Origin of the sequence: Gordonibacter massiliensis (ex Traore et al. 2017) (assembly GCF_019731765.1) — a bacterium.
GTDB classification, from domain to species: Bacteria; Actinomycetota; Coriobacteriia; order Coriobacteriales; family Eggerthellaceae; genus Gordonibacter; species Gordonibacter massiliensis.
Map to the genome: position 1 here is coordinate 208,098 of NZ_JAASIO010000009.1, position 12,949 is coordinate 221,046.

General features: G+C 64.8%; 11 protein-coding genes. 7 read left to right on the forward strand and 4 right to left on the reverse strand.

All coding sequences use genetic code 11. From position 1 onward, the window contains the following. The first annotated feature begins 2 nt into the window (after positions 1-2). The 7 genes from HCH03_RS11020 to nagA all read left to right on the forward strand — a co-directional run bounded on the left by HCH03_RS11020 (position 3) and on the right by nagA (position 7,759). Positions 3-623, forward strand: a complete 621-nt coding sequence (locus HCH03_RS11020) for a 4Fe-4S dicluster domain-containing protein (RefSeq protein ID WP_221689532.1) — start codon at positions 3-5, stop codon at positions 621-623. Positions 624-638: 15 nt separating this feature from the next. After that, positions 639-1,754, forward strand: coding sequence for an NrfD/PsrC family molybdoenzyme membrane anchor subunit (gene nrfD / locus HCH03_RS11025; RefSeq protein WP_221689533.1), 1,116 nt, complete (start codon positions 639-641; stop codon positions 1,752-1,754). 23 nt (positions 1,755-1,777) lie between these two features. Further along, complete coding sequence (locus HCH03_RS11030) at positions 1,778-2,389, forward strand: TorD/DmsD family molecular chaperone (protein WP_221689534.1); 612 nt, start codon at positions 1,778-1,780, stop codon at positions 2,387-2,389. A gap of 270 nt (positions 2,390-2,659) precedes the next feature. Next, positions 2,660-3,286: an adenylate kinase gene (locus tag HCH03_RS11035; RefSeq protein ID WP_221689535.1), complete on the forward strand. Its 627-nt coding sequence runs from the start codon at positions 2,660-2,662 to the stop codon at positions 3,284-3,286. A 106-nt stretch (positions 3,287-3,392) separates the two neighbouring features. Beyond that, positions 3,393-5,582: a cytochrome C oxidase Cbb3 gene (locus HCH03_RS11040; RefSeq protein WP_221689536.1), complete on the forward strand. Its 2,190-nt coding sequence runs from the start codon at positions 3,393-3,395 to the stop codon at positions 5,580-5,582. A 104-nt stretch (positions 5,583-5,686) separates the two neighbouring features. Then, the gene (gene nagB, locus HCH03_RS11045; protein WP_080142474.1) at positions 5,687-6,415 is read left to right on the forward strand and encodes a glucosamine-6-phosphate deaminase; all 729 of its coding nucleotides are present in this window, start codon (positions 5,687-5,689) and stop codon (positions 6,413-6,415) included. A gap of 210 nt (positions 6,416-6,625) precedes the next feature. Beyond that, a complete protein-coding gene (gene nagA / locus HCH03_RS11050; RefSeq protein WP_221689537.1) occupies positions 6,626-7,759 on the forward strand; it encodes an N-acetylglucosamine-6-phosphate deacetylase in 1,134 nt (377 codons plus the stop codon). Between the two features lie 188 nt (positions 7,760-7,947). On the opposite strand, the gene HCH03_RS11055 is transcribed toward nagA, so the two are convergent. The 4 genes from HCH03_RS11055 to HCH03_RS11070 all read right to left on the reverse strand — a co-directional run bounded on the left by HCH03_RS11055 (position 7,948) and on the right by HCH03_RS11070 (position 12,868). Beyond that, a complete protein-coding gene (locus HCH03_RS11055; RefSeq protein WP_221689538.1) occupies positions 7,948-9,090 on the reverse strand; it encodes a GGDEF domain-containing protein in 1,143 nt (380 codons plus the stop codon). 190 nt (positions 9,091-9,280) lie between these two features. Then, on the reverse strand, positions 9,281-10,657 hold the full coding sequence (locus tag HCH03_RS11060) for an ROK family protein (RefSeq protein WP_221689539.1): 1,377 nt from the start codon (positions 10,655-10,657) through the stop codon (positions 9,281-9,283). A gap of 3 nt (positions 10,658-10,660) precedes the next feature. After that, entirely contained in the window at positions 10,661-11,875 is a 1,215-nt protein-coding gene (locus HCH03_RS11065; protein ID WP_221689540.1) for an AGE family epimerase/isomerase, read from the reverse strand. A 9-nt stretch (positions 11,876-11,884) separates the two neighbouring features. Further along, positions 11,885-12,868, reverse strand: a complete 984-nt coding sequence (locus tag HCH03_RS11070) for a dihydrodipicolinate synthase family protein (protein ID WP_221689541.1) — start codon at positions 12,866-12,868, stop codon at positions 11,885-11,887. Between the last annotated feature and the right edge of the window lie 81 nt (positions 12,869-12,949).

Below are 12,949 nucleotides of genomic sequence, written 5' to 3' on the forward strand. Positions count from 1 at the left end.
CGATGACCCGTTATGGAATGCTGATAGACGCCGGCACGTGCGCTGGGTGCAATGCCTGCACCATGGCATGCAAATATCAAAACGCCACTCCGTCGGGGATGTACTGGTGCAAGGTGCTCATGGGCGAGTACGGCACCTACCCGAATTCCGGCCAGGTGGTGCTCCCGTCCGCCTGCATGCACTGTCAAGATGCTCCGTGCGTGAATTGCTGCCCCACCGGGGCAAGCTACCACGACGAGAACGGCTGCGTGCAGATCGACTACGAAAAATGCATCGGCTGCCGGATGTGCATCAACGCGTGTCCCTATAACGCTCGCAGCTATCACGACGCGAAGCAGGAAGACCATCCGTACTACGAGGGTTACGAGATGACCCCGTATGAGCAGATGCGCGCTTCCGAGCACCCCGTCGGCGTGGTGGAGAAGTGCGTGATGTGCCATGGCCGCACCGCCGAGGGCAAAGAGCCTTCGTGCGTGCAGACGTGCATTACCAAAAGCCGCTGGTTCGGTGACCTGGACGATCCGAGCTCCGAAATCAACGCCAAGATCAAGGAGCTGGGTGCCAAACCGCTCAATGAAGAGCTCGGGACCAAGCCGAGCGTGTACTATGCCGGACTCGTGTAGGAGAAGGAGGAAGCAATGGATCTCAAAATGCAGAAAAACGCGTTTCTCGGCCTCATAGCCGCGTGCGTGGTAGTGCTGGGCTTGGGCGCGTTCGGGCTTGCGCAGCAGTACTCTTGGGTCGAGGGTGCCACCTCCATCACCATGTACGTGCCCTGGGGTTTGTACATCACCCTGTTTTTGACCCTCGAAGCCATTGGCGCCGGCGCGCTGCTGTTCGCCGCGCTTGGTCGCAAGGCCGCCGTTGCGGTTCGCATCAAGCTCGCCGTCGTCGGCGTGGTGTGCGCTGCCTGCGCCGGTTTGGCCATCATGCCCGATTTGGGTCATCCGCTCACCTCGTGGCGCCTGTTCTTCGCGCCCAACGCAACGTCGCCACTCATGCTCGACGTTTGGCTGCTCTGCGCCACCCTCGTGTTCGGCGTGTTGTTGTTCGTCGGCTTGCGTTGGAACAAGCAGGGCCTGGCGAAAGCGGGTTCCGTGGGTTCAGCTGCGTTCTCCCTGTTGTTAGTGACCGGCACCGCCATCATGTTTTGTTCGCTTCCCGGCAAACTGGGGTGGGAGTCCACATCTGAAATCGGTGTGGCTGTCGTTCAGACGCTCGCCGCCGGCGCCTCCGTGGCCCTGCTGCTGAAGTTCAAGGCCGAAGAGAACTCGGTTGACCTGCCTAAGTTCGCCATCGCCGTACTGCTCGCAAATGCGTTGCTCGTGGCGGCCGAGGGGCTGCTGCTGGCCTATCGCGACGATTTCGCCCTGAAAGCCCTTGAGGCTGTCATGTTCGGATCCTATGCTCCCGTGTTCTGGGCCGGTGCGATCGTGGGCATCGTTGCGCCGGTGGTGCTCTTCGCCATGAAGCGGAACGTGATTGCGTCGTGGTGCGTGCTTGCCGGCCTGCTGCTCTCGAAGTTCGCCTTCGTAGTACGCGGCAGCGTGTATCCCACCTACGGCGAGATGGCCAGCAACATCTCCATCCCGCTGCTCGCTCCGGCTCACGGCCCCCAGACGGTGCAGTCCTACGTGCCCACCATGAACGAGTTCTTCGTGGCCGCAGCCGTGCTCGGTTTGGCCGTGCTGCTTGTCGTGATCGTGATCAACAGCAAGCTTGTGCCGTCCGAAGACACGGGCGACCGGGCATAAGCCGATTAAGGAGGCTGAAGACGATGATCGAATCCGAAGGATACCGTCAAGAGCTCGAGGAAAAGCGATCTGCTTTCGCGTTTTTGAGCTCGCTGTTTCTGACGCTGCCCGACGAGGGGCTGGTGGAAAGCCTGCTGACAACCGCGTCGTTGTCCGCATCCGATGACGTGGGGCTGCGCGAGATCGAGCGCTATGCCCACGAGCGGCGGGACCGGCCCGTGCAGGAGACGCTGACTGAACTGGCGAAGGACCGGGTCCGTCTGGTGCGCGGGGCCAACAAGAACGAGCTTCGGCCTCCGTACGAATCGCTTTACATCGACAATCCCACTCAAGGGACGCTCGGCAGCCTGAATCGGTTCTACGCCGAAAACGGTTGCCGTATGACCGACGAAGCGAAGGACAGCCCCGATCAGATAGGGGTGGAGTTCGCTTTCATCGAGCATCTTTTGAATGAGGAGTTGACCGCGTTGGAGGAAGACGACATCGAGCGTGCGTCGCGGCTCGCTCAGACACGGGAGAGCTTCATGGCCCAGCATTTGGGCCGATGGGCGTACGAGTATGCGAAAGAGATGAAGGCTTCGGCCCGCACCGGCTTCTACCGCGGTATCGCCATCATGATTATGGAGGCCGCGTAAGAGAGCCTCATCGCCCGAATCCCTCCGTCCCCGGCAACCCCTCCTGCACGGGGAAGTTTCCGGCCGGCCCCGCATGCGCGGGGCCGGCTGCGTTCGGTCTTCTTTCTCCGCTCTCGTTGCTCGTCTCCGCTGTGTTCCGGTTGTGCTTTTCGCGCCGGGCCGTGCTTTCTGGCTGCGGGTTCGTCCATCTTTCTCTTGAAATATGATCGGCGTGCTTCTCAGTTTGCTACAATACGGAGCATCGATGGTATGTCGAAAGGAAATCACATCATGAATATCGTGTTGTTGGGGGCGCCGGGTGCTGGGAAGGGCACGCAGGCGGCCAAGCTGGTCGAGGAGTTCGCCACGCCGCACATCTCGACGGGCGACATGCTGCGCGCGGCCGTCAAGGCCGGCACGCCGCTGGGCAAGAAGGCCAAGTCCTACATGGACGCCGGCGAGCTCGTGCCCGACGACGTCATCATCGGCCTCGTGACCGAGCGCCTGCAGGATCCGGACACCGAGAAGGGCTTCATCCTCGACGGGTTCCCGCGCACGTCCGCCCAGGCCGTCGCGCTCGACGCCGAGCTCTCGAAGCTGGAGCGCCCGCTGGACGCGGCGCTGCTCGTGGACGTGGACCCCGAGGTCATCGTCAAGCGCCTCACGTCGCGCCGCATGTGCCGCGACTGCAACTACATCGGCACCGCAGCCGACGAGACCTGCCCGAAGTGCGGCGGCGAGATGTACCAGCGCGACGACGACAACGAGGCCACGGTGCGCAACCGCCTCGACGTGTACGAGAAGTCCACGGCGCCGCTCATCGACTACTACCGCGGCTGCGACCTGCTGGTCTCCATCGACGGCGACCGCGATCCCGACGTCGTGTACGCCGACGTGAAGAAGGCTCTCAACCTGTAACCGGGCGAGCCTGCAAAGCTTTGACGGAACGGACGAACACCATGTTCGTCCGTTCCTTTTTTCTAGCGGGACCGGGCCTGTCCATGCCGTATAATTCGTTACCAGTATGCCCACGGTTCGCCAGAACATATCCTACGCCTACACGAGCTTCATGCGCGCGCATCGGCCGGCGGTGCGCCATCTGGCGAAGAGCATCCTCGCCATCCTCGCGCTGGCCTTTTTGCTGGAAACGTTCCTGTTCAACATCAACTACTTCACGTCGGCGGGCTATCATCCCATCAGCTTGAACGGCAAGCTCAACCTGCAGGAGACGGTGGACGAGCAGTACAAGCTCACAGCGGTGAACCACACGCTGGAGTTCTCCAACCTCAACACCGAGGTGCACAACATCTGGCTCAACTTCGATTACCGGCAGCCCGCGCAGGAGCTGACGGTGAAGATCCAGTTCACCGATGACGCGCACCACACGTACTTCGACTCCACCGAGTACACGGTGGGCGTGCCCGACGTGTCGCTGTCCACGCTGTGCGACCAGAGCGAGTACATCAACCTGAACACGTCGGGCCTCGTGGACAACCTGAAGATCGAGATCACGGGCGACGACGTGAGCTACCCCATCAAGCTCACCGATGTCGTGCTCAACGCGCGCCATCCGTTCGACTTCAACGGAGGGCGCTTCTTGGCCATGGCGGGCATCCTGCTGCTGGCGTTCGCGTTCCGTCCGCGCTCGGCCATCTACCGCATCCATATCGTGGACGAGCCGCGCAAGTCGAAGGCGGCCATCATCGCCGCCGTGGTCATCGAGGTCAGCCTCATGTCCTCGTTTTTGTTCATGGGCTCGAACCTGGTGGGCGTCGCCACGCAGAGCTACAACAGCGGTTCGTGGGACGGCCGCAGCATCGTGAACACGTTCGAGGTGGGCGGCGACAACGCCCAGCAGTACGCGGAGCTCGCCAAGGCCATGGCCCACGGCCAGCTTTACCTTGAGGAAGAGCCGCCGCAATGGCTGCAGGACATGTCCGATCCGTACGACAAGGGCGCGCGCGACGAGGCCCAGAAGGAGACGGGGGAGCCGTACCTGTTCGACGTGGCCTACCACGACGGGCATTACTACGTCTATTTCGGCGTGGTGCCGGTCGTGCTGTTCTACCTGCCGTTCTATCTGATCACCGGAGCCAACTTCCCCACGGCCATCGGGGTTCTGCTGGCCTGCATCGCCTTCGTGCTGGGCTGCTCGGCGCTGCTCGACCGCTTCGCGCGCTACCATTTCAAGCGGGTGAGCCTGGGGCTGTACCTGCTTCTGCAGATACCGCTGGTCACCTGTTGCGGCATTCTGTACCTGTTGAAGTTCCCCACGTTCTACTCGCTGCCCATCATGCTGGGGCTGGCGTTCTCGGTGTGGGGCCTGTACTTCTGGATGCGCGGCCGCGCCTCGGCAGCGCGCGCTACCGGCCCGGAGAAGTGGTACTTGGCCGGGTCGCTCTGCATGGCGCTCGTGGTGGGCTGCCGCCCGCAGCTCGTCGTGCTGTCGCTTCTGGCCTTCCCGCTGTTCTGGCGCACGTACATCACGGAGAAGCGGCTGCTCACGGCGCGCGGCGCGCGGGAGTTCGCCTGCCTGGTGGCTCCGTACGTGGTGGTGGCCGCCGGCCTCATGGGGTACAACTACGCGCGCTTCGGCTCGCTCACCGACTTCGGGGCGAACTACAACCTCACCGTGAACGACATGACGAAGCGCGGCTGGAAGCTGGGGCGCCTTGCGCCGGCCCTGTTCGCGTACTTCCTGCAACCGCCCTGTGCGACGGGCGTGTTCCCCTACATCCAGCCGGCGCCGTTCGACACCACCTACATGGGGCAGACCATCAAGGAGGTCACGTTCGGCGGCATTTTGGCGTGCCTGCCCGTGCTGTGGGTGCTGCCGTTCGCGAAGCGCATCCTCACGCTGCGCATGCGCCAGCGCTCCACGCGCACCATCATGGGCGTGATCGTGGTGCTGCTCGCGTCGGGCGTGATCGTGGCTTTGCTCGACGCCGAGATGGCCGGCATCCTGCAGCGCTACTTCGCCGATTTCAGCTTCATGTTCCTGGCGGCCGTAGTGCTGCTGGTGTTCATCGTGAACGAGAACCTCGCGCCGGGCTCGACCGCGCAGAACCTGTTCATGAAGGTGTTGCTTGCGCTGGTTGCCGTTTCGGTGCTCTACAGCGCGCTTCTGTGCTTCGTTCCCGAGACGGGCTGGTATTCCGACGTGTACCCGTGGGCGTACCAGAACGTCATCGAAACGGCCCAGTTCTGGACATAGGTTTCACTCCCGCCCGGCGCCCTCCGAGCGCCTGCGGGCCGCGCCGTTGCGCCTCCGAGGACGCGGCGGCTTGTACGGTAAGAACGCAAGAGAAGAGAGGTCCCATGGAATTCATCATCGCCGAGAGCACGGAGGACATGAGCCGCCAGGCGGCCGACCGCATCGCCTCGTTCGTCGAGGCCGATCCTGCCTGCGTGCTGGGCCTGGCCACCGGCACGACGCCCATCGGCCTGTACGCCTGCCTCGTGGAGGATTGCGCGAAAGGCAAGATCAGCTTCGCCGACGTCACCACGTTCAACCTCGACGAGTACCGCGGTCTGGCGCCCGAGCACGACCAGAGCTACCGCTACTTCATGAAGCAGCACCTGTTCGACCACGTGGACATCGACCAGGCCCGCACGCACGTGCCCGAGGGGTCGAACCCCGACGCCGACGCGGTGTGCGCCGCCTACGAGCAGGCCATCGAGGATGCGGGCGGCATCGACCTGCAGCTGTTGGGCCTGGGGCCGAACGGCCACATCGGCTTCAACGAGCCCGAGGACACGTTCCCGGCGGCCACGCACTGCGTCGACCTCACCGAGAGCACCATCCAGGCCAACAGCCGCCTGTTCGACTCCGTCGACGACGTGCCGCGTCAGGCGTACACCATGGGCATCGGCACCATCATGGCGGCGCGCAGCGTGCTCGTGGTGGTGGAGGGCGCCCACAAAGCCGAGATCGTGAAACGCGCCTTCTTCGGCCCCGTGACGCCGCAGGTGCCGGCTTCCATTCTGCAGTTCCATCCCAACGCCACCGTCATCGTGGACCCGGCGGCCGGCGAGCTCTGCAAGTAATGATCCGAACCTGCGGGCGAGCCGGGCGGTCGCTCGGGTTTCCTCGCACGCTTCGCGAAAGCTCGCCAACCCGAACGGTCGCCCTGCCTTCAAGGCGGGCTGCAGGCGGGAGGAAACGATGGCACGAAGGGTCTCTGCTTGCTTGGTGGAGGCCCTTCTGCTTCTTCGAGCGACATGGCAGAATGGGTGAAAAACAGAAAGGAAGGGACTATGCGCATAGTTGGCGGTGCGGTTTTCGACGGTGAAGGTTTTTCCGAACGCGTTCTTGCGATCGACGGCGGGCGGTTCGCGGAGGTGGGCGACGTTGGGGCGGGCGGCGACGAGGTCGTCGACGCAAGCGGCTGCTACGTGATCCCCGGTTTGGTCGACCTGCACTTCCACGGCAGCGCGGGCGCCGACATCAGCGACGGCGACCTTGCGGGGCTGCACAAGATGGGCGCTTACGAGGCTTCGCGCGGCGTCACGGCCATGTGCCCGGCCACCATGACGCTGCCCGAGGACGTGCTCGCGCGCGCGGCGCAGGCGGCGGCCGCCTACGAGCCGGCCGAAGACGAGGCGGACCTCGTGGGCATCAACATGGAGGGGCCGTTCATCTCGCCCAGCAAGGTGGGGGCACAGAACCCCGACTACGTGCGCAACCCCGGCGTGGAGGAGTTCCGCCGCTTGCAGGAAGCTGCCGGCGGGCTGTTCAAGCTGGTGGACATCGCCCCCGAGGAGCCGGGCGCCGACGAGTTCATCAAGGAGATGGCGGGGGAGGTGCGCATCTCACTCGCGCACACCTGCACCGACTACGACACGGCCGCGCACGCCTTCGAGCTGGGCGCGCGCCAGCTCACGCACCTGTTCAACGCCATGGACCCCATGCACCACCGCAAGCCCGGTCCCATTCCGGCCGCGGCCGAGCGCGACGACGTGACGGCGGAGATCATTGCCGACGGCGTGCATATCCATCCCGCCATGGTGCGCCTGGCGTTCAATATGTTCGGCGACGACCGCATGATCCTCATCAGCGACACGCTGCGCGCCGCCGGGCTCGAGGACGGCACCTACGATTTGGGCGGCCAGGACGTCACGGTGCGCGGCCCCGTGGCCACCATCGAGAACGGGGCGCTGGCGGGTTCGGTGAGCGACCTCATGCGCTGCCTGTACGTGGCGGTGCGCGACATGGACATCCCGCTGGCGAGCGCCGTGAAGGCCGCGAGCGCCAACCCGGCCCGCGCGCTCGGTCTGGAGGGTCGCTACGGCTCCCTCGAGCCCGGTTGCGTGGCCGATGCCGTGCTGCTGGATCAGGAAACGCTCGAGGTCAAGCAAGTCATCCTGCGCGGCAAGCCGCTCATGTCCTAAGAGGGAAGCGAGAGCGGCCTCCGTGGGGGGGGGGGGGGCTGCATCTTTGAGGTCAAAACGGCCTTCCCCGTAGGGGCGCTCTCCAGAGCGCCCGGCGCGGTGACGAGCAAGAACGAAAACAAGGCGGCGAGCGCACCATGCGCTCGCCGCCTTCGTCTCCTATTCCGAACAAACCTGCGAAGCGCCCGCTACGAATCGCTTCGCGCCGCCTTCACCTGGTAGAGCTCTTTGTCCGCCAGGTGCACGAGGTCTTGCAGGGTGCGAACCCCCTCCGTGTAAGCCGCCGATCCCACGCTCACCCGCATGGAGTATTCCGCCGGCTCTCCCGCGTTGCCTTGCGCGAGTTCGGCGTTCAGGTACGCGCCGATCGCCTTCGCGTCGCAGGGGCTTGCGGAATCCCGCACCAGCACGAACTCGTCGCCTCCGTAACGCGCGGGAAAGCCCGAGCCGTCCGCGCAGCAGCGCCTGAGGGCGTTGGCCACGCGCTGCAACGCCCGGTCGCCCTCCACGTGGCCGTACGTGTCGTTGATGGCTTTGAAGTGGTCCACGTCGACCAAGTACAGGCACAGCGTCTGGCCCGCATCGCGATGGCGCATGCGCTGCGCGACGTGCTTCGCCAGTTGGGTGCGGTTGTTCAGCTGCGTGAGCGGGTCGAGCGATATCTTCTGCTCCTGCATGTCCAGAAACACCCACAAAAGGGCGACGGCGACGCCCACGCACGTGAGCGGCACGTTCGGGGCGAGGGCCTGCAGCGTGATGAACAGCAACGGCAGGATGGCGAAGTACATGAGCGCCAGGTACTGCGAGCGAACCGCGAAGTTCTCCTTCTTGAACGAACCCAAAAGCGCATGGGCGGCCGTCACCAGGCCGTACCCGTACACGATGAAGAACTGCGCGTAATACAGGCTGCCGCGCTCGTATCCGCCGTCGGCGTCGATGCTGAACGCCCATCCCGTCCAGTAGGACGACAGCACCAGCACGAACGAGACCATGAGGGGCACCGCGCAGGCGACTATCCGCGCACGCGAGGCCACGAAGCGCGAGTTCTGCACCTTCTCCGAGTACACGAACCAGCAGAAGCTGCCGACGGAGGCCATGAGGTAGTACGCCGCGTTGATGCAGAAGCTGCCGAGCGGCGCCACGTGCATGGAACCCTTGGTGACCAGGATCCACAGGATGTCGAGGAAGGAGGCAAGGATGTTCGCCATCAGGACGGCCGAGAACCAGAACTGCCGATTGCGCAAGTCGTTCCCCATGCGGACCTTGAACAGAACCAGCACGAGGATGAGCAGGCACAGCAGGTTCACCTCGATGTAGAGCAGCGACTGCACGATCACTCCTTGTCATCGTCCCGCGCGGGAGGCTATGAGTATAAGGGTAAAGTATAGCGCCTTCATTTGGTTTTGGAAGGGTTTGTTTCGCCACGTCGAACGAGGAATGCGCGGAATCGGCACACGGCGCGAAAAAGGGCCGCTGCGAGGTGCAGCGGCCCTTTGAAGGCTCGGCTCTGTCGGTTGCCGTCTACTTCGTCGCCGGCAGGCTGGCGGCGGCCACGGACTGGCCCACGCGGCGCATCATCTCGTCGGGCAGCGTGACGTTGATCTGCTCGGCCAGCTCGGGGTACTCCTCGGCCAGCACGCGGTTGCACTCGCTGATGACCAGGTCGCCGCCCACGCCGGAGGCCACGCGGCCCAGCACCAGCAGCGTCTTGATCTCGTAGAACGAGCTGTACAGCACCAGCGTGTGCGCCAGGTACACGCCGATGGAGCGGAAGATGTCCAGCGCGCCCGCATGCCCCTCGTTCGCCAGGCCCTGCACCACCTTGAGCTTCTCGGCGGGGGAGAGCTCGGGGTCGAGCTCGATGCCGGCGGCCGGCGCCAGCTTGATGACGGCGTCCTGGCTGAAGTACTTGCAGCCCACGCCGAAGTCGGTGGACCACTCGTCCTGCATGGCGTCAGGCGACAGGTCGACCGGCGCGAAGGCCAGCTCGTTGATCCAGCCCAGCACGTTGCCGTCGGCGTTCACGTAGCCCACGGCCTCGGAGGTGCCCATGGCGATACCCAGGATGTCGCCCGAGCCCGTGCTCATGAAGCCGGCGAGTGCGGTCACGTCGCCGTCGTTGGCCACCACCAGGGGCACGTCGCCGATCTCCTTGCCGGCGCGGTCGTAGATGCTCTTCACCTCGTCGCGGCGCTCGCGCGGCACCTTGATGAACAACGATGCCACCATGGGGCTGTTGCCCACGAACGTGCCGGCGGACGACACGCCGATGGCGTCCACGCGCGGCATCTTGGACGCGGCGGTCTTGAAGGCCGTCACGATCTCGTTGAAGTGGTACTCGGGGTCCTCGGTGACCTTCGGGAACCACACGACCTCTTCGGAGTACACCGACTCGCCGTCGATGACGGCCGACACCTTGCGATCGCTTCCGCCGGCGTCGAAGCCGATGCGGCAGCCCTCCATGTGGCCGCCGATCTGCTTGGCGGACTCGTTGGCGGCGGGGAAGTCGGCCTCGGAGCAGGCCACCACCTCGAGCGGCTTCTCGTACACGTCGCCCACGAAGCCGTAGTCGAACGCGCGCTCGCCCTCGGGCGAGTACGCGGCCGCCAGCTTCGCCGCGATGTCGTCGCAGCCGCGCAGGTAGACGCGGAAGCCGCCGATGCTCCACAGCTCGAACTTCACCAGGCGCTCCACATAGCGGAAGTCGGCTTCGGCGAACTCGCCGCCGCGGATGAAGCTCTCGCGCACCGAGATGAGCCCGTCCTCGCGCTCCACGGCCACGGCGATGGGCTGCGTGGCACCCTTCAGGTACTCGCGCGCCCACACGCCGAAGGGGATGAACTGCTCGTCCAGAACGGGCACGTTCTTGATCTCGTAATCGATACCCAGGTAGTTCATGGTCTAATCTCCTATCAATTCGGTCAGCACGCGCTCGGTCATGGACAGCGCGCGGGGTACGTGGAAGGGGCCCTTGAACGTGGAGCCCTTGGTGGGGGGCATGGTGGGCAGGCCGTCGCGGCGCAGGTACCCGTACCATTCGCCGTACTCGGGGTCGGCGAAGTGCTCCTTGCAGTAGTCCAACGTCTTGAGAAGCCAGTTCAGGTAGTACTCGTCGCCGGTGTCGCGGTAGGCCTTCGACGCGGCGATCATGATCTCGTTGTGGGGCCACCACAGCTTCATGTCGTGCTCGTAGGCCTCGGTGGGCAGGCCCTTGCAGTCGATGAAGTACAGAAGGCCGCCGTACTCCTTGTCCCAGCCGGCTTCGATGGCCAGGCGGAAGATGTTCTCGGCGGCCTCGTGCAGCGCCTGGTCGCCCCGGTAGTTGGCCTCGTCCATCATGAACCAGCTGCATTCGATGTCGTGGCCCGGGTTCACCACGCGCCCGGCCGTGTACCACAGCTCGGGCTTGCCGTCGAGGTTCACGCTTTCCAGCGTGCAGCCCAGCTCCGGGCGGTAATGCTCGTTCACGATGCGGTCGGTGCACTCGCGTGCGTGCCGGTCGTACTCGTCGGCGTGCGCGGGGTCCACGCGGCGCATGATGCCGATGATGTTCAGGAAGATCATCGGATCGCCCAGCGCGCGGCCAGCCCGCGTCTCGGGGATGGTCTTGGGACCGAGGCCCGTGGGGTCTTCCACGAGGCCGTTGTTCAGGTCGTAGATCATATGGTACGCGCGTCGCGCGCGCTCGAGGTGCACCTCCTCGCTCGTGAGGCCGTAGTACTCGGCGTTCGCGATGGCGTAGAAGCCCTCGGAGAAGTTGTAGCGGCGCTGGCGCAGCGGCTTGCCCTCCGCCGTCACCGTGAAGTACAAACGGTCGCCCGCCTCGTGGTTGATGCAGTGGTCTTCCAGGAAGTCCAGGCAGCTTTTCGCGGCCTCCATCCATTCCGGCTTCTCGCCGTACAGGTGGCACAGGTAGGAGAACGTCCAGGCGCAGCGTCCCTGCATCCACACGCTCTTGTCGGTGGAGTAGATCTCGCCGGTGCGGTCGAGGCAGGTGTACACGCCGCCGTTCTCGCGGTCCATGCCGTGCTTCAGCCAAAAGTCGATGCAGGCGTCCAGCTCTTGGCGGATCCAGTCGCGCGCCTCGATAAGCTTCTGCGTGTTGTCAGCGGTCACGGCGCCCCCTTAGTTCGAGCAGCCGAAGACGGGGCAGGCGCTCCAATGCGACTCGCGCGTCGGGGCGTCGGCGTCCATGAGGCCGGCTTTCTTGAGCACGTCGACGATGTGGTCCACGTCCTCGCCCTCGAGCGCGCACACGGGCTCGCGCATCTGGTTCGTGTTGAACACGCCCATCTGCCACAGAGCCGTCTTGAACGCGCCCACGCCGGCGCCGAAGCCCACGGTGGCCTTCACCTCGCGCGTCACGAACATGAGGCGGGCCAGGTGGTTCTGGATCTCGCGCACGCGCTCCCAGTCGCCCGCCTGCGCGGCGCGCCACTGCTCCACGTAGCTCGCGGGGTCGATGTTGGCCAGGCCCGGAACCGATCCGTCGGCGCCGCTCAGATACGCGCCGTCGACGACCACCTCGTGGCCGGTGAGCAGCTGCAGCGGATGGCCGGCGTCCTCGTTCTGCAGGCAGAGCCAGCGGAAGCTCACGTCGTCGCCGGAAGAGTCCTTCACGCCCTGCAGCACGCCGTCGGCGCCCAAGCGCACGAGCATGGTGGGGTCGAGCTTCGTGTGCACGCACACGGGCAGGTCGTAGGCGAACAGCGGCAGGTCGGTGTGCTCGCGGATGGCGCGGAAGTGGCGCTCCACTTCCTTCGGGCCGCCCAGCGCGTAGAACGGGGCGGTGGCCACCAGCGCGTCCACGCCGTAGCCCGTGGCCCGCTTGGCCTGGTCGATCACGCGCATGGTTTCCATGTCGATGATGCCCGTGAGCACCGGCACGCGCCCGTGCACCATGGCGATGGCCTCCTGCAGCACGTGGTAGCGCTGCGCGTCGGTGAGGAAGGCCACCTCGCCCGAGGAGCCGAGGAAGAACAGGCCGTCCACGCCCGCATCGATCATGCGGTTGATGGAGCGCTCGAGTGCTTCCAGGTCGAGCTGGCGCTTCTCGGTCAGCGGAATGACAACCGGGGGGATTACGCCGCGAAACGGTGAATCAGTCATAGAAAACAAGCCTCTTTCCCTGTAGCGAATCATAATCGACAAGACTTTAATTCCCCTGATGGCCGCCGTCAACGTACGGTA